The following is a 17374-nucleotide window of genomic DNA, read 5'->3' on the forward strand; positions in this document are numbered from 1 at the left end:
CATTGATTTGCAAAGAATTGCAGCCAATCCGGTGCCTTCACACCAATCCGATGTCCCGCCCGATCAGCGCGGCATGGGTACGGTTGCGGGCGCCCAGCTTGCGGCAGAGCCGCTGCATATGCAGCTTCACCGTAACCTCCTGAAGGCCCAGATCGCGGGCGATCTCCTTGTTGGATAGTCCTGCGGTGAGACCGGAGAGCACCTCTATCTCGCGGGTGCTCAGATCGGGACCGGGGTGGGCAGCTTCGTCGATCAAACCTCTGAGTTCGCGGTGGATTTCCTCGGGCGGCCGGGCCTTGCCCAGCAGGATATCGGCGCCGGCGCTCAACGCCTGCCCGGCCTCTTCCGCGTCGTGGGCGCCGGCCATGATCACAATCGGCAGCGAGCCGAAACCTGCGCGCAGTCGGGACAGGCCGTCGTGCATGTTCAGGCCGCGCAGACGAAGGTCGACCATGATCAGGTCCGCCCCCGGCGCGGCCAGCGCCTGCGCCAGGCTGTCATGGCAATCGACCGTCCAGCCGCGCGCGCGCAGCCATGCGGCAAGCGTATCACGCAGGAGCGCATGATCGTCGACGAAGAGAATCCGGGTCATTGCCCCTCCGATCCGCGCGTCATCGGCGCGCTAGAGGGAACATTAATATATTGCCGCTAGCCATTCCCTTAACGGCGCAGCCTTGTCTGGCCAATCACAGTGTAGGAATGCTGAACATGACGAGATATCTCATGCAGGCTGTGGCGGTGCTTGGCCTCTGGCTGTCCCTGGCCGCGCTGCCGGCGCGGGCCGGTGACATTCTTCTGACCTTCACCCTGCCCGACCGAATCGAAAGCTTCGACCACGACGCGCTTGCCGGACTGCCGGTGGCGGAGTTCGAGACCAGCACGATCTGGACCGAAGGGATGCAGCGGTTCCGGGGCGTCCGGATGGTCGATCTGCTGGCCCATCTCGGGGTGACCGACGGGCAACTGCAACTGACCGCCGCCAATGACTACTCGATCGAGATCGACGTCGAAAGCTTCCGGCCCGATGGCGCAATCCTGGCCTATGAGCGGAACGGCGCGCCCATGACGCTGCGCAGCAAGGGGCCGCTCTGGCTCGTCTATCCCTATGATTCCTCACCTGAGTTTCGATCCGAGGTGATCTATTCCAACTCGATCTGGCAGCTCGATCGCATGGCGCTGAAATAGGGCCCTCGGGGGCCGCCGGCCTCCGCTCGGCCAAGGGCGCCGGGCTGGCGCGGCAGCAGAAGGCAGGGCCGTATGGCAAGGGGCAGCACAGCGGATCGGAGGACGGGCAGCGGCACCAGCCTCGACGCCGGGGTCATCCGGTTGGCCATCCTTGGCACGATCTCGGCCATCTGCATCATGGTGATCGTCTTTCTTCTGACCGAGGTGCGCCAGAAGCTGGATGAGCTCGCGTCTTCCCCCGCCGACAACGTGCAATGGACGCTGGCGCAGCTCGAGGTAGAATATCTCAAGCTGCAGGGGGCCACGGGGGTGGCGCGACTGGCCGCCGCCGACCTCCCCCCTGCGGCGGGGCCGCTCGCCACGGACGGGGGCCTGGCCCCCTCTTCGCTCCCTGAAGCCCTGTCGGAGGTGCGGCGGCGCTACGATATCCTCTATAGTCGTGTCGATACGCTTTCGGCCTCGGCGCTCTACAGCCGCGCGCTGCGCGACACGACCCTGGGGGGCGCCTTCGCGCACCTGCGCGACGAGGTTTATGGGCAGGCCGAGATCATCGATCTGCCGAACGACGCGCTGAAGACGCGGCTGGATGATCTGTACTTCCGGCTGGAGGCCGAGCGGCCTGCACTGCGGCGCATGCTGTCGCATGCCAACCTGGAGCTGGTCACGGAGTCCGACCAGGCCCGGCTGGAGGTTCTTTCGGTCCTGCAAGGACTTGCCGCCGCAAGCCTGGTGCTGCTGGCGGCGCTGACCGCCATGGTGATCCTCTTCCGGTCACTGGCGCGGATCTCGCAGAAACGGCTGGCGCAGAAGCAGGTGGCCTCGACCCGGCTCGAGATGATCTTTTCGACCTCGCGCGATGCGATCCTGATGCTGGACCGCAAGGGCATGATCCGCAACACCAACCGCGCCGCCCGCAAGATGTTCGGCGAGGCGGGGCAGCCGCTGGACGGCCTGCCCGTGGGCCGCTTCCTGCGGCATGACCTGCCCCTGGGGACCCGTCCGGCGACCGGATCCACCCTCTTCGAGGCCTGCGAACAGGGTATCCGCACCGGCTACCGGCTGATCGGGCGCAACAGCCAAGGCCAGCGCTTTCCGGTCGAGCTGTCGATGGACAGCACCGAGAGCTTCGGCGCCTCGATGCTGGTCTGCATGATCCGCGACGTCTCGCACCAGGTGGCCGTCGAGGCCGAGCTGAAGGCCTCACGCGACAAGGCGTTGGCCGCGGAGCGGGCCAAGGCGCGCTTCCTCGGGGTGATCAGCCATGAGATGCGGACCCCGCTCAATGGCATTCTCGGCACCATCGACCTGCTGGCCGAGAACGACGACCCGCGTGAGGTGCCGGGCTTCCTCGAGGTGATCCGCAACTCCGCCCAGACCCTGCTACAGTTGGTCAACGACGTGCTGGACATCACCCAGATCGAGGGCGGAGACATCACCATCCGGCGCGCGACCTTCGACATGGATCGGCTGGTGGCAGATGTGCTGACCAGCGAGATGCCCCGCGCAAAGACCCAGAACAACAGGCTTTTCCGCATCGGCATGCCAGAGGTGGGCTGGGTGACCGGCGACGGGACGCGGCTGCGGCAGGTGCTGCTGAACCTGGTCTCCAACGCGGTGAAATTCACCCGGCGCGGCTCGGTCAGCATCGAGCTGCGCCGCGAGGACGAGATGGTCGAGATCCTGGTGCGCGATACCGGCCTTGGCATGTCCGAGGCCGAGCTGGAGCGGATCTTCGACGATTTCGTCCGCCTTGACGGTGCCTTGCAGCACCAGATCCAGGGCACCGGGCTGGGGCTGGGCATCGCCCGCCAGCTCACCCGCGCCATGGGCGGAGAGATCGAGGTGGCCAGCGCGCCGGGCAAGGGCTCTGTCTTCACGCTGCGGCTTCCGCTGCCCGCGACCGATCCGCCCGCGGCCCGCGCGCCGCAGCTGGCCCCGACCCAACGGCCGATCCGGCCGCAGCATATCCTGCTGGTCGAGGACAATCCCACCAACCGCTTCGTCGCCCGCCGCCTGCTGGAGCGCGATGGCCACGTGGTGATCGAGGCCGCCGATGGTGCCGCCGGCGTGCGCGCGGCCCAGGAGCGGCCCTTCGACTGCATCCTGATGGATGTCTCGATGCCGGTGATGGACGGGATCGAGGCTGCCGCGACCATCCGCAATGGCCAGGGCCCCAACCGCGAGGCGCGGATCGTCGCTCTGACCGCCCATGTCGGAGAGGAGGTCTCGGAAAGGCTGCTGGCCAGCGGGCTGGATGACGTGATCGCCAAGCCGATCCGGGCGCAGGTCATCCGCCGCCTGCTGACCGAAGACCAGGCCGATGGCCCCGGACGCCGCCGGCGGCGCCTGGCGCGGGATCGTGGAGGCGGCCCCCCTGCCCTTTGAGCGGGCTCTTTCCGCCAGTGCGGGTCCGGGTGCGTACCTGCCCCGTGGTTCAGCTGGGCGCGGTGGCGTTCTCCACCCGGACCAGCACCTCCATCGAAATCAAGTCGGCGTTGGTTCCCAGGAAGGTGCCCGCGACCGGCGTCGCCTGGGCGATGTTGCGGGCCACGGCGAGCGGGATCAGGTTGCCCGACCCGACGCTGCGGTTCGTGGGGTCGAAGGCGATCCAGCCGGCACCGGGCAGGAAGACCTCGACCCAGGCATGTGTCGACCCGGAACCCGCCGAGCCGACGAACCCCGCTTCGGCGTCCGAGAGGTAGCCCGAGACGATGCGCGCCCCGAGCCCGAGGTGGCGGACGGCCTCGGCGAAGAGCACCGCGAAATCGCGGCAGGAGCCCCACCCCCGGTCGAGGGTCTGCCCCGGCGACTGGGTGCCTTCGTCATCGCGGCTTTGATAGGAAATCTGGCTAAAGACCCCGAAGCTGATGTCCTTCAACAGGGCCAGGGTATCGGTCGGGCGCGCCATGACGAAGGTTTCGACCCAGAGGGCAAGGCGGCCCCCGGCGTCGGCATATTGCGGCAGCGTCAGCGCGCCCAAGTCCGTCCAATCGTCGTCGGCATAGACAAAGGGAAAGCGGGTGGCGGCAGCGGCAATGGCGAAGACCGGCCAGGCGGGCGCGGTCAACTCCACGCGGGCGCGGCTGGTGATCACCAGGTGATCGGTGGGCGTGGTGAAACTGGCCGTGGCGATGGCATTGCCGGCCACGTCATGGGCCCAGGTGACATGCGCCTCCGGCGTGGTGGTCAGGGCATAGCTGAGCAGCCGCAGCTCCCGCGTCTCGCGTGGGCGCAGCATCATCCGGTGCGGCCCGAGAGAGACCGCCTGCCGGTAGCGGTAGGTGGTGGTGTGAAGGATGTCGAGACAGGCCAAGGCGGGGGTCCAATCGGCAGAAGAGCGCAGAATCCGCGCGGGCGGATCAGCGGCGGCGCGTAGAGGATGGACCGGCGGGCACGGCGTTGCGCCAGGAGTTCGATCCCTTGCAGCGCCGACAGATCCGCTCTCCGAAGCCTTCGCTCCAGAAGCTGGCTTCGCAACGCAGGCATTGGCGTTGCTGCGGGACATCGCCCGTGGCGCGCTTGGTCTGCAGATCCCCTGCGCGGGCGGCGTTGGACTTTCTGGTCACGTCTGGCTCTCCAGCTTGGGGTGGCGCTCGGCTGGCGCGTCAGGGCCAGATGGCAGGCCTTCGTTTGCGCTCGCCTGGCTCGAGGCCTCCTCAAGCATCGGAGCGCCTGTGCTGGCCGCCGAAGCATCGCCCTCAAGGGGCGCCTGCCAAGCATAGAGGTGGCGCAGATGCGCCTCAGAGACGCCATCGGCCTGCATCACCAGGCGCACCATCGGATCGGCCAGCATCTCTTCGAGGAAGACATCGGCAAGAGCCCGGTCGGTCAGCTTGTCCCTGGCCTGCGCAAGCTCGAGGTCGGCAAGAGAGACGGTCAGGGTGCGGGACAATCCGGGATGGGTGCTTCGGGGATGAAGCTTCACCAGCACAGAGGCCTTCCAGGCTTCGGGGTGCTGCGTGTCGGGCGGCGAGGCCAGTTCGGTCTCGATCTCGTAGTCCCCGGCGGGCAGGGTTTCGGCAAAGCCCGGAACGGTGAACTCTCGGGCGAAGACGGCGATGGTCTTGCTGGTCAGCTTGTCCATGGGCGTGCTCCTTTCCGATGATGCCTGGGATGCAGCGCGCGCCACGGAGGACCGGGGCGCGACGCCTGTGCAATGGTCAAAAAGCGCGGGGCGATCAGGGCAGTTCATCTGTCCACACCTCGAATTCGGTCAACGTGTTGGCGCCGAAGGTCTGGGTCAGCGGCACATCGGCAGCGTCGCGGCCGCGCGCGATCAGGATCCGGGCGATCCGCGGCTTGTTGTTGCGCGGGTCGAACATGTGCCATTCGCCGCCAAGAAAGACCTCCATCCAGGCTGCGAAATCCCCCGGCGGATGCGGCAGCGGGTCGCCGATATCGCTGAGGTAGCCGGTGCAATAGCGGGCTGGAATGTTCATGCAGCGGCAGAGCGCGACAGCCAGATGGGCGAAGTCGCGGCAGACGCCCTGGCGTTCGGCCAGGGTCTGAGAGGCGGTGCGCGTGGCCTTCGCCTGCATGTAGTCGAAGCGGACGTGCCCATGCACGAAGTCGCAGATCGCCTGCACCCTGCCCCATCCGGGCGCAATGTGCTCGAACCGCTGCCAGGCCTCTTCCGAGAGCAGATCGGTGTCGCAATAGCGGCTGCCCTGCAGGAAGACGAGGGTCTCGAACGGCAGGTCCTCGACCCTCAACTGCTCTGCGCCGGGCGTGGCCTGGTCGGGCAAGCCGGTGTCGCGGAAGATGCCATTGGTCGAGAGGGTGAAATCCCCCTCTGGTGCCAGCAGCCGGGTGCACCAGTTGCCGAAGCCGTCCCGGTAGCTTTCAAGCGGCACGCTGGGCGAGGTGACGATGTGGTCCGCGCGTTCCAGATCGCCGAAGCGCGAGTAGTGGACATTCAGCAGCGCGATCAGCGGTGTGGGCTGCGGGAAGGTGTATCGCAAGCGGCAGCCGATGCTGACACGCATCGCAGTATCGCCAGGTCGTGAAACGTCAGCGTCCAAGAATGCACCTCCCCTCAGAGCGTCGGAAGCCGCGATTGCAGCTCCACCTGTTGCCGGATTGGTCAAGGTAGGCGTTCTGCGGCAGAACGATCTCGACACAGGCGCCAGATTGCGGCGTGTAGCCCCGCTCGCAACGCCAGCCCGGCCCGTAGGAGGCCGGATCGAGATAGGCGTTTTCGGGCAGGACGATGGCGTCGCATCGGTCCTCGACCCTGACAAAGCCCCGCTCGCAGGCCCAGGCGGCGCCATAGCTCGCGTTGGTCAGATAGCCGTTGGCGGGCACGGCGATCGGGATGCAGGCACCGGCAAAGGGCGCATAGCCGCGATCGCAGGTCCAGCCCGTGCCCGAGCGCTCGTCGCTCAGATAGGCATGGTCAGGCAGAACGATGGGAACACAGGCGTCGCGCTCTTCGCGGTAGCCGCGTTCGCATTGCCAGTCGTAGCCCGAGAACCTCAGGAAGGCGTTGGCGGGCACCGGGATCGGACTGCAGGAGGTCCCGCTCACGTCCTCATAGCCACGGATGCATTCCCAGCCGGCGCCGTAGCTGCGCCCGGTCGGATAGGCGTTTTCCGGGATATCGAGCGCGCGGCACCTGGCGCCTTCAACACGGTAGCCCAATTCGCAGACCCAGCCGCCGCCATAGCTTCGCGCCACTGCATTGTCGGGGATCGGTCCGCTGCCGTCCTGCGCGAAGGCGGGAAAGGCGAGCGCCGTCAGGACACTGGCCAGCATGGAAAGTCCTGCGAGGGAGCGGGCCAACAGCCCCGCCCCCCGCGCGACCGGACGGGTCATGGGCATGGCCGTTGCGGCCCTGGGCCCAAGGGACACCCCGGCGGCATCATCGCGAGTGGGCGCATGACGCCCCTGCCCGCGATCTGCCCGGATGCCCCGACGGGCCCCGTTGTCGTCAAGAAGAGCGCGCCTGGTTCTCAAAGTTTGAGCTCTTTCAGGCAGGCCTGCGCAATGTCGCGGTCCGGCGCATCGGTGCCCGGCATGGTCGACCAGCCGGCCTCCATCAGCGCATTGCGCTGCTGGTAGCTCGATGCGGCGCGGATCGTCTCGAGCTTCGCCATGCGGGCCGGGTCCGAACGCGCCATGTCGAGGCAGACGGGCACCATCGAGGCGACGACGTTGTCATGCGCCATGGCAACCGCCCTGTCGTTCGAGGTGCCGCCGGTGACCCAGCCGCCCCAGGTGAAGCCGACAACGCCGACGAAGATCGCACCGAAAACGGCGCCGTAGATACCAGGCTTGAGCCATGCGGGAGTGTTCATATTCTGTCCTCCGGCGGAGAAAGCGCCGCCACGCTGTGATTAATGTTCAGTCTGAGTGCGAGAGGTGGTGGCCGCATCGCGGCTCAGCGCTTCCTGCAGGTCGTTCTCTGTCGTTGGACGCATCTCGCTTCGTCCGGCGCGCGCGCCGAAGCCGCGCACCATGAGGAAGGTCGAGGTCCGCCTGTAGGCCTCGAAGCTCAGCCCCTGGAGGAGCTCCTCTTCGGCCAGGACTTCGTAGTCGCCCGCAGGCAAATCGCCCGCGTATCCCGGCAAGGTGAACGGATGGGCAAAGGTCACCGTCGATCTGGTCGACCGCATGGTCATCTCAAGTCTCCGATATGTATTGGCAGATCCGTCGCTCACCCTGGTGACGGCCCCTCGGATCGGGGCGTGCCCAGTGGAACGATTTCTTCCCTTCTACGCGGCTCCGGACAGAGCGGCGCTGACGTATGTTAGTCCCGCCGCGCAAAGTGGCCCGATCAGCCCCCTCGCCCGTCCCGCCGAGGCCAGTGGCGCAGCATCTAGGTCAGCAGAGGCCCGGTCTGATCGAGGTAGGCCGGATCGAACTCGGCCAGATCCACCAGCCCCTGGTGGTCGTGGAAGCGCACGTGGCCATCGCGGAAGGTCACCAGCCCGCGCTCACGCAGTTGCCGCAGGGTGCGGTTCACATGCACCGCGCTCAACCCCAGGGTGTCGGCCAGGTGGTACTGGGTCAGCGGGCAGTCGAAACCCTCGGCGCGGCCCATGCCGACGAGCGCCAGCCTGGCACCCAGCTCCAGCAGGAAATGCGCCATGCGCACATCCGCGTCCCGCCGACCGATTCCCACCAGGTGCTCGACCACCATGGCCTCGTCCCGTGACGCGGCCCAGAGGATGGCGGTGGCCAGACGCGGGGTCTGGGCGAAAGCCTCCAGCAGATCGCTGGCGCGAACCTCGACGGCCTCGATATCGACGATGGGCTCGAAGCTGTGATCGGAGGTCCGCAGGAGAACGCTGCGCAGGCCAAGGAAGTCCCCCGGCACCTGCACATCGACGATCTGCCGGGTGCCGTCCGCCTGCAACTTGTAGGAACAGACCCAGCCCTCATAGAGAATGAACGCGGTCTGCGCCGACTGGCCCTGATGCACCATGTCATGCCCGGCCCGGAAGATCCGGCGGCGCTTGTGCAAACGGTCCAGCACCGCCAGTTCGGCCTTGGTCAGGGCCACGAAGGCCGAAAGCTTGCGGGTCAGGGGGCTGTGTTCAACCGACGTCATATCGCCTCTTGGCTTGCTTGACCAAAAGCGGAATTCGGCCCGGACACTGCTTTGGATCAGTCCAGCTTAGACCACTTCCTGTCAGAAGTACGGATGCATTTGAGCCTCAGCTTCGTTCGGCTCGGGGTGCCAGGGAAGGAAACCCGGATGTCTACCGCCAGCGAACCCGCAGGCCAGGCTGCGCTCTCGATCTGCGAGGCGCTGCTGCTTGCCTTGCACGAGCGCGGATTGCTGCCCGAGCACGAGATCAAGGGCGTCCTTCGCGACGCGGCCGCCACCCATCTGGGCGCAGTCGGCACCGAGGTCGAAATGGCCCACCACCGATCCGTCGCCGATCTGATCAATGCAATCATCGCCAGCGAAAGCTCTGTCCAACGCCCTTAAACCGGTGCGGTCGCCCGCGCCTGGAGCCCCGCAAGGGCACCGCGCCGCGGCGTACGCCACCGGGGTCGGCGTGCTTGTCTGAGCCCTGCCCCTCTTTTCCAACCTCAATTCCAGGAATTCACATATGTCCGGCAAGGAAGTTCGCTTCAGTACCGATGCCCGTGACCAGATGCTCAAGGGCATCGACACGCTGGCAAATGCCGTCAGGGTCACCCTCGGTCCCAAGGGCCGAAACGTCATTCTCGACAGATCCTACGGCGCACCGCGCATCACCAAGGACGGCGTCTCGGTCGCCAGGGAGATCGCGCTCTCGGATCATTTCCAGAACATGGGCGCGCAGATGGTGAAGGAGGTCGCCTCCCGCACCAATGACGAGGCCGGTGACGGCACCACGACCGCCACCGTCCTGGCCCAGGCCATCGTCCGCGAGGGCATGAAATCCGTCGCGGCGGGGATGAATCCGATGGATCTGAAACGCGGTATCGACAAGGCGGTCAGCGCCGTCGTGGCCGAGATCAAGTCCATGTCCCGCCCGGTCGGCGACAGCGACGAGATCGCCAAGGTCGGCGCTATCTCCGCCAACGGCGACGCCGCGATCGGCCGTCAGATCGCCAGTGCCATGGCCCGGGTCGGCAAGGAAGGCGTCATCACCGTCGAAGAGAACAAGGGGCTGGAGACCGAGACCGAAGTGGTCGAGGGCATGCAGTTCCCCCGCGGCTACCTCAGCCCCTACTTCATCACCAATCCCCAGAAGATGGAGGTGCTCCTGGAGGATTGCGTCGTGCTGCTGCACGAGAAGAAGCTCAGCTCTCTCGTCTCCATGGTGCCGCTGCTCGAGGCGGTGATCCAGGCCGACAAGCAATTGCTGGTCATCGCCGAGGACATCGAGGGCGAGGCGCTGGCAACCCTAGTGGTCAACAAGCTGCGCGGCGGCTTGAAGGTTGCCGCCGTCAAGGCGCCGGGCTTCGGAGACCGCCGCCGGGCGCTGATGGAGGACATTGCCGTGCTGACCGGCGGCCAGGTGATCTCGGCAGAGATGGGCACCAGGCTCGAGACCGTCACCCTGGACATGCTGGGCACGGTGAAGAAGGCCACCATCACCAAGGATTCCACGACGCTCATCGACGGTGCGGGTGACAAGGCGGCGATCGCGGCGCGGGTGGCGCAGCTTCGCGCGCAGATCGAGGACGCGGATGCGGGCCACGACAAGGAGGCATTGCAGCAGCGTCTGGCCAAGCTGGCCGGCGGCATCGCGGTGATCCGGGTTGGTGGCGCGACCGAGATCGAGGTGAAGGAGCGCAAGGACCGTGTCGACGATGCGCTCAACGCCACCCGCGCGGCGGTGCAGGAAGGCGTGGTGCCCGGCGGTGGCGTGGCGCTGGTCCATGCCGGCAAGATCCTGGCAGGCCTCAACGGCGAGAACGCCGACCAGGACGCCGGGATCAAGATCATCCGCCGCGCGATCCAGACGCCTCTGCGCCAGATCGCGGCCAATGCCGGGGCCGATGGCTCGCTCGTGGTCGGCAAGGTGATCGAGAACGACAGCCCCAGCTTCGGCTTCGACGCCCAGACAGAGAGCTATGGCGACATGCTGACGGCCGGCGTCATCGACCCGACAAGGGTCGTGCGCATCGCGCTCAAGAACGCCGCCTCCATCGCCGGGCTGCTGATCACAACCGAGGCCATGGTGGCGCAGAAGGCCCGCCCCTTCGCGTCCGGCCACGAGATGGAGATGGCCGGGATGATGTAGACCGCCGCCGCCCCCTGCCTGCCCCCGCGGGGCCAGGCACCACAGCAATCAATCTGTCAGTCAGATGACACCCCAGATCCAGGAGAAGAAAATGTCCAAAGGTGACAAGCAACGTGGCAACCGGGAAGCCAAGAAACCGAAGAAGGTGAAGGAAAAGGTCCTTGCGACCTCCGACTTCGGCAAGTCCAAGACCGTCGTCAGTCTCGGTGAGCACAAGAAGAAGAAATAGACGCATCCCTGCGTCCACGCAGATCACCATCGGGCCAGGTGCCTGGTGGTGATCGCCCCCCGCCCGCTTACTGCAGCGCGGCCGGCGCGCGCGCCACATCCCCCCGCCACAACGAAAAAATCCGGCCGAGGCCGGATCATTTCAACGTTGTCACTTGGGTAAGTGGCGGAGAGACAGGGATTCGAACCCTGGAGACGGTTTCCCGCCTACACACTTTCCAGGCGTGCGCCTTCGACCACTCGGCCACCTCTCCGTGGAGGCGTCTTTAGCCGTGAACGGCGGGGCTTTGCAAGAGGCCTCGGACAAAAAAACGAAGGTTTTTCCGATGACTTCGCGGCGCAGCCGAATGGGGCTGTCAACGGTCCCCGCCGTCGCCCTCTCCGCCCGCGTCCGGGTCGCGCAGATGGCTCGGCGCGGGGCCCGTCGGGGGCGTTGCGGAGGTCGGTTCGGAGGGCTGGCTTGCCACGGGTCCCTTCGATGGGGTGTCCTGTTTCGGTTGCAGCGCCTCGGGATTGCGCAGCCAGATATCGCGCTGCGCGAAGGGGATCTCGATGCCCTCTTCCGAGAAGCGTTCGGCAATGCGGTGCAGGATCTCGGTCTGGACCACGAGGATCTGGGTCACGTCCCGCAGGATGGCGCGGATCTCGAAGTTCAGCGAATCCGCCCCGAAAGCGGTGAAGATAACGCCGGGCGGCGGGTTCAGCAGCACCAGGGGCTGCTCTTCGGCGATCTCCTGCAGGATCTTCGCCACATGCCGGGTGTCGCTGCCATAGCCCACGCCCACGGGCACGATCAGGCGACCGATCAGGTTACCACGGGTCCAGTTGGTCACCTTGCCCGAGATCAGATCGGCATTGGGCACGATCACATCGGTCCGGTCGAAGGTTTCGATCCGCGTCGAGCGCACCGAGATCGAGCGGACAAAGCCCATCTCGCCGCCCACTTCGATCCAGTCGCCTTCGGAAATCGGCCGCTCGATCAGCAGGATGATGCCCGAGACGAAGTTCGACACGATGGTCTGCAGGCCGAAACCGACGCCGACCGACAAGGCGCCGGCGACGATGGCCAGCGACGACAGGTCGATGCCGGCAGAGGTGATGGCGATGAGCGCGGCGAGGAAGATGCCGACATAGCCCAGCCCCGAGATCACCGCGTTCTGCCCGCCGATATCCAGTCGCGTCTTGGGCAGGACCGAAGTGCGCATGGCGCCCTGCACGAGGCGCGTCAGCCCGTAACCCAGCACGAAGACCAGGATGAAGAGCAGGAAGTCACTGGGAGAGATATGGGTCTCTCCGACCGTGAAGCCGGCGCGGAACTTGGTCCAGAGCTCTGACAGGTCGGTCTGCCGGGCGCCCCAGATCAGCGCCAGGAAGGGCAAGGCGATGAGGTTCAGCACGAAGGCGATGATCACCGGCAAGAGCGACTCGGAGGCCCGCGTGCGGTCGCCCGTCACCACCACGAAGATCTCGACGAAGGCCTTCTGCAGGATCAACACCAGTGCCAGCAGTTCGAGCGAGTAGAACATCTGCAGCACCAGCGCGGTGCCGGCGTGGAAGTAGCCGATCGCGGCCAGGGCCGGCCCAAGGACGGCAAGCACGGCCACCGACTGGCCAAGGAAGAACACCAGCTGCTGGCGGAAGCTGGTGCTGCCGTCGCTCTCTTCGGCCTCGGCACGACCATGCAGGATCAGGAAGCGCGAGATCCGCAGCAGGAAGAGCCCCAGCACCACCAGCAGCGGGAAGATCAGCACATTGGTGGTCCGGGCGGGCCAGTCCTCGAGGTCGCTGGCTTCCTGTGCCAGCCAGTAGACGCCCAGCAGAAGCCCCAGCACATTGGCATAGACCCGCCCCTCGCGGCGCTGCGACTGGCTGAGAGCCAGCATCAGGCCCGAACGCTCCGAGACTGGGAAGACGAAATCGCCCAGCCAGCGGGTGGCGAAGATCATGAAACCAGCACCGGGCAGCGCCGAGATCATGGTCTCGCCCCGCGTGCCCAGGAGCCCGCTCGAGATCGCGGCTGTGGATAGAAGCACCAGCCCCAGCACCGGCAGCAGGATCTGGCCCAGGGAAACGATGAAGGAGACCAGCCAGCGTGCGGCCGAGCGCTCCTGGTCGAGCAGACGAAGGGCCAGGGTCTCGATCCAGCCGCGGCCTCGGGCGACCAGCACAAGCGCCAGAATGACCAGGAAGATGACCACGGGCAGGTTCTGGCGGAAGATGTCGCGCTGCACCGGGGTCTTCCAGTGATCCCGCACATCGACACCGATGGCGCGCAGGAAGCCGCCCAGGTCGTCCAGCGCGCCGGGCCAGTTGGTCGGGTCCAGCGGCGAGGGCCCGAGCCGCAACAGCGCCTTGGCCTGGCGGGCGCGCAGGCTGGTGTCGATGGAACGGATCAGCGCATCGGCGCGGCTGAAGGCGATCTCGGCGCGCCGCACGGGTTCCTGCAACTCGGACCGCCGCTCTTCCAGCATGGCGCGTTGCTCGGCCACCGCCTGCGGCTCTTCCCCGCTTTCGGGCACCGGCCCCAGGGTGTCGATCTGCGCCTCGACGGCGCTGATGGCGGCGGAATTGGCACTGCGCGCCGCCTCGAAGCGGCTGCGCCAGCCGGCCAGCTGCGACCTGAGCTCTTCAAAGGCCGCATCCGACGCCCGATCGCTCTCGATGGCATCTTCGGCGCGGGTGGCGACCGCTTCCCAGGCCGAGATATCCTCGGCGGAGAGCGCGGCAGGGCTGCCCTGCCCCTCCTGGGCAGAAAGCGGTGCGCCCCAGCAGAATGCCAGGGCGGTCAGTATCAGGACGAAAAGACGAAGCAGCGCGCCGGGGCGATGGATCGGCAAGGCCACGGTGACGCCTCTGCGCGCTGCCTGCATCAGGTTACTCCTCGTCCGAGAACACACCGGGGATCGAGCGCGGCGCCTCGGTCAGCCAGGACGGGGTCGGCAGACCCTTGGCGCGCAGGAACTCGGGGTTGAAGAGCTTCGACTGGTAGCGGTTGCCGTAGTCGCAGAGCACGGTCACGATGGTGTGACCCGGACCCATCTCCTTCGCCATGCGGATGGCGCCGGCGATGTTGACCCCGGTCGAACCACCGAGGCAGAGCCCCTCCTGCGCCAGCAGGTCGAAGACCAGCGGCAGCGATTCACTGTCGGGGATCTGGTAGGCGAAGTCGGGGGTGAAACCTTCGAGGTTCGCGGTCACCCGGCCCTGGCCGATCCCCTCGGTGATCGAGGTGCCCTCGGCGCGCAGCTCGCCATTGGTGTAGTGGTTGTACATGGCAGAGCCCGAGGGATCGGCCAGCGCCACTTTCACGCCCTTGGGCTGCAGCGCCATGGCCACGCCGGCCAGCGTCCCGCCAGAGCCCACCGAGGCGACGAAGCCGTCGACCTTGCCGTCGGTCTGTTCCCAGATCTCGGGGCCGGTGGTTTCCACATGCGCCTGACGGTTGGCGACGTTGTCGAACTGGTTTGCCCAGATCACACCATTCGGTTCCGTTTTGGCAAGCTCCTCGGCCAGCCGTGCCGAATAGCGGACATAATTGTTCGGATTTTTATAGGGCGCAGCAGGCACTTGCACCAGTTCCGCACCGGCCAGGCGGATCATGTCCTTCTTTTCCTGGCTCTGGGTCTCGGGGATGACGATGACCGTCTTGAAGCCCATGGAGGCACCGACCAGCGCGAGGCCGATGCCGGTGTTGCCGGCGGTGCCCTCGACGATGGTGCCGCCCGGAGCCAGCTTACCGCGGGCGATGGCATCCTTGATGATGAACAGGGCCGCCCGGTCCTTCACCGATTGTCCGGGGTTTAGGAACTCCGCCTTGCCCAAAATGGTGCAGCCGGTCTCCTCGCTGGCGCGGCGCAGCTTGATCAGGGGCGTGTTGCCGACCGCCTGTGCCAGGTCCTGAGCGATATGCATCGGGGATATCCTTCCAAACTCTAGTTGGCCCAGATGTATCCGCGACGGGGGGGCAACTCAAGCGGCCCCCCGCAACTCGGAACGCTTGCCCGCAAGCCAGAGCAGCGAGAGGATAAGCGGCGCGTTTCTGGCCTCGCCCGAGGACATCAATTCCATGGCCCTGTCGAAAGGCAGGATATGGGTCCGGATGTCCTCGACTTCTTCGGCCAGCCCGCCGCCATATTGGCCGATCTCCGGCAGCTCGCAGATCCCAATGAAACAATGGTGGAACTCGGTGCTGCAACCGGGGCTGGGGTAGCATCCGGCGACATGATGCAGCGCGCCGAGCGCCACCCCGGCCTCTTCGCGCGCCTCGCGGCGAGCGCAATCCTCGGGGCTCTCGCCCGGATCAAGGCGGCCTGCCACGGGCTCCAGCATCCAGGGCAGCATTTCGCCGCGCCCGTAGGGGCCCAGGCGGAACTGCTCGACCAGCAGCACGCTGTCGCGCTCTGGGTCATAGGGCAGCACGATGGCCGCATCCGGGGCCAGCAGCACCTCGCGGCGGATCTGGGGCGAGCCCATCCCGGCGAAGGTCTGGTGGCGCAGATCGAAGGTGCGGGTGAAATACCAGCCCGCGTGGTCATCGCGCTGGCCGATCTCCTCGACCCAGGGGTCCTTTGGCCCCCTGCCCACCCGATGCGGTACCTGCTCATGCAGCGCCGCGACGCGAGAGGCCGCGCGGGCACGGATCTGTCCCAGCCGGAAGCGCAGCGCCTCGCCCGAGAAACGGCCGCGCAACTTCATGATTTCATGGGCCGCATGGCAGGCTTCCTCGCCCGCGACCTCGGCCCAGGTGGCGGCCGACCAATTGCCCGGTGCCACGGGCCAGCGCCCGGTCTGGCCGCGAAACGCCATGGCCCGCAGAGGCCCCTCGGGCGCGGAAATCAAAAGCGAGGCGGGCTCGAGCCCATGGGCATCGGCGAAATGGGCGATCCGTTCGACCATCTCGTCGCTCGCCCCGCGCAGAAGCATCCCCTCGGCCACCTCGCCCGGTGCCTGGACCAGCAGCGGCACCCCGTCAGGCTGGCGCGGGGCCACGCGGTAGCCCTCGAGGAACGCCGGTTCCTCCTGCGGGCGGCATCCGGCGACGATCTGCATCATCACCGGGATGCAAAGGGGGCCATAGATGAAGAGATTTGTGCCCATCTCGCGCCCCGGCCTCACTTCCAGATCCGGTCGATGACGCGCGCCGCCAGGGCGGCCAGCACCCCACCCGCCACCAGTGTGGCAAGGATATGCGGATGCAGCAGGTTCATGCCCCAGTCGCCGGCGATCGGGAAGATGTCGACGATCGCCTCGGCGGGGTTGTCATAGCGCCGGCCGAGCGCCTTTCGCAGGGCCTCGTTGCCGGCGAAGATGAAGAGCCCCATGAGCACCATGATCAGCATACCGGTCAGCCCGTAGGCCACCACATGGGACAGGTTGGACCGCCCCGAGATGCGGCGGCCGATGATGGTCCAGCCGGCCCAGAGCCCGATGCCCAGGCTCACCCAGGGGAAGTAGCCGAAACGGAACTCTTCCTCCCAGACATCCATGACCTGAGTGGCCACCAGATACCCGGTGCCCCCCAAGACCACTGCCGCACTCACCTTGCCCATGGTGAACATATGCTGCCCTCACCCATTTCTTCCTGCCCGGCCAGAAGACTTCGCATCTTCGCGGTGAAGATGGCAAGTCGCAGGTTTCGCCATTCGCAATTGAACGGCATTCGCGCGGGCCCTGCACGGTATGGCATAAGCCTATACGAATATGGCCAAATCGGGGCCAATTCAGGCGATGGATGACCATTGGATCAGCCCGATCCGCAGTCGGCTTTCCGATCCTGAGCACATCTCAAAGCTGAATTGGCAGGCACAAACACCTGCGGCTCCGGCCGCGTCGGGCGGCCTGGACCATGGCGCAACAAAGCTCAACCAATGCATTAAGAAACCTATATTTCCGTTTAGGTACAATGCATTAAACATGCACGCTCACCCGGCGCGCCAACCTCCTCCTTCTACCCGGACCGCACGACCTCATAGGCCTCCAGCGCCTTCTCACGCCCTTCCTTCAATCCCACCAGAGGCGCGGGCACCGCATCCTCGGGGGACAGGTCCCAGGACAGCGGCGCGGCCTCGTAGAACTGCAGCGCCTCGGGCGAGGGCTTTGCCTGCCCTTCGGCCAGCCAGCGGTGGCGGTAGAGGGCCTCGGGGTCGAATTTCTCGGCCTGGGTCGCGGGGTTGAAGATGCGGAAGTAGGGGGAGGCATCCGGGCCGCAGCCCGCCACCCATTGCCAGCCCATGGCATTGGAGGCCGGGTCCCAAATGCATTAAACATGAATACTC

Annotated in this window: 18 protein-coding genes, 1 tRNA gene and 1 pseudogene; 5 read left to right on the plus strand and 15 right to left on the minus strand. The window is 66.4% G+C overall.

The genetic code is table 11. The features are described 5' to 3' along the window. Positions 1 to 37: 37 nt before the first annotated feature. Complete coding sequence (locus CRO50_RS12165) at positions 38 to 592, minus strand: response regulator transcription factor (RefSeq protein WP_097146191.1); 555 nt, start codon at positions 590 to 592, stop codon at positions 38 to 40. Between the two features lie 116 nt (positions 593 to 708). On the opposite strand from CRO50_RS12165, the gene CRO50_RS12170 reads away from it, so the two are divergent. Both CRO50_RS12170 and CRO50_RS12175 read left to right on the plus strand, forming a co-directional pair. Continuing rightward, positions 709 to 1185: a putative pterin-binding protein gene (locus tag CRO50_RS12170; RefSeq protein ID WP_157791778.1), complete on the plus strand. Its 477-nt coding sequence runs from the start codon at positions 709 to 711 to the stop codon at positions 1183 to 1185. Between the two features lie 72 nt (positions 1186 to 1257). After that, positions 1258 to 3570 (plus strand): hybrid sensor histidine kinase/response regulator, encoded by a 2313-nt coding sequence (locus tag CRO50_RS12175; protein ID WP_097146193.1) that lies wholly within the window; start codon positions 1258 to 1260, stop codon positions 3568 to 3570. Between the two features lie 49 nt (positions 3571 to 3619). On the opposite strand, the gene CRO50_RS12180 is transcribed toward CRO50_RS12175, so the two are convergent. The 8 genes from CRO50_RS12180 to CRO50_RS12210 all read right to left on the minus strand — a co-directional run bounded on the left by CRO50_RS12180 (position 3620) and on the right by CRO50_RS12210 (position 8737). Next, positions 3620 to 4498, minus strand: coding sequence for a transglutaminase family protein (locus CRO50_RS12180; protein ID WP_097146194.1), 879 nt, complete (start codon positions 4496 to 4498; stop codon positions 3620 to 3622). Between the two features lie 46 nt (positions 4499 to 4544). Then, a complete protein-coding gene (locus tag CRO50_RS20390; RefSeq protein WP_143516914.1) occupies positions 4545 to 4751 on the minus strand; it encodes a hypothetical protein in 207 nt (68 codons plus the stop codon). Next, on the minus strand, positions 4748 to 5269 hold the full coding sequence (locus CRO50_RS12185) for a hypothetical protein (protein ID WP_097146195.1): 522 nt from the start codon (positions 5267 to 5269) through the stop codon (positions 4748 to 4750). The genes CRO50_RS20390 and CRO50_RS12185 overlap by 4 nt, the downstream gene beginning before the upstream one ends. A 94-nt stretch (positions 5270 to 5363) precedes the next feature. Beyond that, on the minus strand, positions 5364 to 6170 hold the full coding sequence (locus CRO50_RS12190) for a transglutaminase-like domain-containing protein (RefSeq protein ID WP_097146196.1): 807 nt from the start codon (positions 6168 to 6170) through the stop codon (positions 5364 to 5366). Positions 6171 to 6195: 25 nt separating this feature from the next. After that, positions 6196 to 6939, minus strand: coding sequence for a hypothetical protein (locus CRO50_RS12195; RefSeq protein ID WP_097146197.1), 744 nt, complete (start codon positions 6937 to 6939; stop codon positions 6196 to 6198). Between the two features lie 197 nt (positions 6940 to 7136). Continuing rightward, positions 7137 to 7481: a hypothetical protein gene (locus tag CRO50_RS12200; protein ID WP_097146198.1), complete on the minus strand. Its 345-nt coding sequence runs from the start codon at positions 7479 to 7481 to the stop codon at positions 7137 to 7139. A 39-nt stretch (positions 7482 to 7520) separates the two neighbouring features. Continuing rightward, positions 7521 to 7805: a hypothetical protein gene (locus tag CRO50_RS12205; RefSeq protein ID WP_097146199.1), complete on the minus strand. Its 285-nt coding sequence runs from the start codon at positions 7803 to 7805 to the stop codon at positions 7521 to 7523. A gap of 197 nt (positions 7806 to 8002) precedes the next feature. After that, on the minus strand, positions 8003 to 8737 hold the full coding sequence (locus CRO50_RS12210; protein ID WP_097146200.1) for a Crp/Fnr family transcriptional regulator: 735 nt from the start codon (positions 8735 to 8737) through the stop codon (positions 8003 to 8005). A gap of 147 nt (positions 8738 to 8884) precedes the next feature. Here CRO50_RS12210 and CRO50_RS12215 point away from each other — a divergent pair, with 147 nt between their 5' ends. The 3 genes from CRO50_RS12215 (at position 8885) to CRO50_RS20130 (ending at position 11100) form a co-directional block, all read left to right on the plus strand. After that, a complete protein-coding gene (locus CRO50_RS12215) occupies positions 8885 to 9121 on the plus strand; it encodes a hypothetical protein (protein ID WP_097146201.1) in 237 nt (78 codons plus the stop codon). A gap of 124 nt (positions 9122 to 9245) precedes the next feature. Next, a complete protein-coding gene (gene groL, locus CRO50_RS12220; RefSeq protein ID WP_097146202.1) occupies positions 9246 to 10871 on the plus strand; it encodes a chaperonin GroEL in 1626 nt (541 codons plus the stop codon). 91 nt (positions 10872 to 10962) lie between these two features. Next, on the plus strand, positions 10963 to 11100 hold the full coding sequence (locus tag CRO50_RS20130; protein ID WP_097146203.1) for a hypothetical protein: 138 nt from the start codon (positions 10963 to 10965) through the stop codon (positions 11098 to 11100). A 163-nt stretch (positions 11101 to 11263) separates the two neighbouring features. Here CRO50_RS20130 and CRO50_RS12230 read toward each other — a convergent pair. The 6 genes and pseudogenes from CRO50_RS12230 to CRO50_RS12255 form a co-directional block, all read right to left on the minus strand. Next, a tRNA-Ser gene (locus CRO50_RS12230) sits at positions 11264 to 11353 on the minus strand. Between the two features lie 102 nt (positions 11354 to 11455). Further along, a complete protein-coding gene (locus CRO50_RS12235; RefSeq protein WP_097146204.1) occupies positions 11456 to 13969 on the minus strand; it encodes a DUF3772 domain-containing protein in 2514 nt (837 codons plus the stop codon). Positions 13970 to 13973: 4 nt separating this feature from the next. After that, positions 13974 to 15011 carry a cysteine synthase A gene (locus CRO50_RS12240; protein ID WP_097146205.1) on the minus strand — a complete coding sequence of 346 codons (1038 nt, stop codon included), beginning with the start codon at positions 15009 to 15011 and terminating at the stop codon, positions 13974 to 13976. A 57-nt stretch (positions 15012 to 15068) separates the two neighbouring features. After that, a complete protein-coding gene (locus CRO50_RS12245) occupies positions 15069 to 16196 on the minus strand; it encodes an NUDIX domain-containing protein (RefSeq protein ID WP_097146206.1) in 1128 nt (375 codons plus the stop codon). A gap of 14 nt (positions 16197 to 16210) precedes the next feature. Beyond that, positions 16211 to 16657, minus strand: a complete 447-nt coding sequence (locus CRO50_RS12250; protein WP_097146207.1) for a TrgA family protein — start codon at positions 16655 to 16657, stop codon at positions 16211 to 16213. A gap of 389 nt (positions 16658 to 17046) precedes the next feature. Next, positions 17047 to 17352, minus strand: a pseudogene (locus tag CRO50_RS12255) (FAD-binding domain-containing protein); the annotation flags it as partial. Positions 17353 to 17374 lie beyond the last annotated feature (22 nt).

This window comes from Pseudooceanicola antarcticus (assembly GCF_900215355.1).
Classification (GTDB): Bacteria; Pseudomonadota; Alphaproteobacteria; order Rhodobacterales; family Rhodobacteraceae; genus Pseudooceanicola; species Pseudooceanicola antarcticus.

Excerpts from the sequence above, each read along its gene's own strand:
- CRO50_RS12165 (WP_097146191.1), bottom strand. The coding sequence starts at position 592 with ATGACCCGGATTCTCTTCGTCGACGATCATGCGCTCCTGCGTGATACG.
- CRO50_RS12170 (WP_157791778.1), top strand. The coding sequence starts at position 709 with ATGACGAGATATCTCATGCAGGCTGTGGCGGTGCTTGGCCTCTGGCTG.
- CRO50_RS12175 (WP_097146193.1), top strand. The coding sequence starts at position 1,258 with ATGGCAAGGGGCAGCACAGCGGATCGGAGGACGGGCAGCGGCACCAGC.
- CRO50_RS12185 (WP_097146195.1), bottom strand. The coding sequence starts at position 5,269 with ATGGACAAGCTGACCAGCAAGACCATCGCCGTCTTCGCCCGAGAGTTC.
- CRO50_RS12190 (WP_097146196.1), bottom strand. The coding sequence starts at position 6,170 with ATGCGTGTCAGCATCGGCTGCCGCTTGCGATACACCTTCCCGCAGCCC.
- CRO50_RS12195 (WP_097146197.1), bottom strand. The coding sequence starts at position 6,939 with ATGCTGGCCAGTGTCCTGACGGCGCTCGCCTTTCCCGCCTTCGCGCAG.
- CRO50_RS12200 (WP_097146198.1), bottom strand. The coding sequence starts at position 7,481 with ATGAACACTCCCGCATGGCTCAAGCCTGGTATCTACGGCGCCGTTTTC.
- CRO50_RS12205 (WP_097146199.1), bottom strand. The coding sequence starts at position 7,805 with ATGACCATGCGGTCGACCAGATCGACGGTGACCTTTGCCCATCCGTTC.
- CRO50_RS12210 (WP_097146200.1), bottom strand. The coding sequence starts at position 8,737 with ATGACGTCGGTTGAACACAGCCCCCTGACCCGCAAGCTTTCGGCCTTC.
- CRO50_RS12215 (WP_097146201.1), top strand. The coding sequence starts at position 8,885 with ATGTCTACCGCCAGCGAACCCGCAGGCCAGGCTGCGCTCTCGATCTGC.
- groL (WP_097146202.1), top strand. The coding sequence starts at position 9,246 with ATGTCCGGCAAGGAAGTTCGCTTCAGTACCGATGCCCGTGACCAGATG.
- CRO50_RS20130 (WP_097146203.1), top strand. The coding sequence starts at position 10,963 with ATGTCCAAAGGTGACAAGCAACGTGGCAACCGGGAAGCCAAGAAACCG.
- CRO50_RS12235 (WP_097146204.1), bottom strand. The coding sequence starts at position 13,969 with ATGCAGGCAGCGCGCAGAGGCGTCACCGTGGCCTTGCCGATCCATCGC.
- CRO50_RS12240 (WP_097146205.1), bottom strand. The coding sequence starts at position 15,011 with ATGCATATCGCTCAGGACCTGGCACAGGCGGTCGGCAACACGCCCCTG.
- CRO50_RS12245 (WP_097146206.1), bottom strand. The coding sequence starts at position 16,196 with ATGGGCACAAATCTCTTCATCTATGGCCCCCTTTGCATCCCGGTGATG.
- CRO50_RS12250 (WP_097146207.1), bottom strand. The coding sequence starts at position 16,657 with ATGTTCACCATGGGCAAGGTGAGTGCGGCAGTGGTCTTGGGGGGCACC.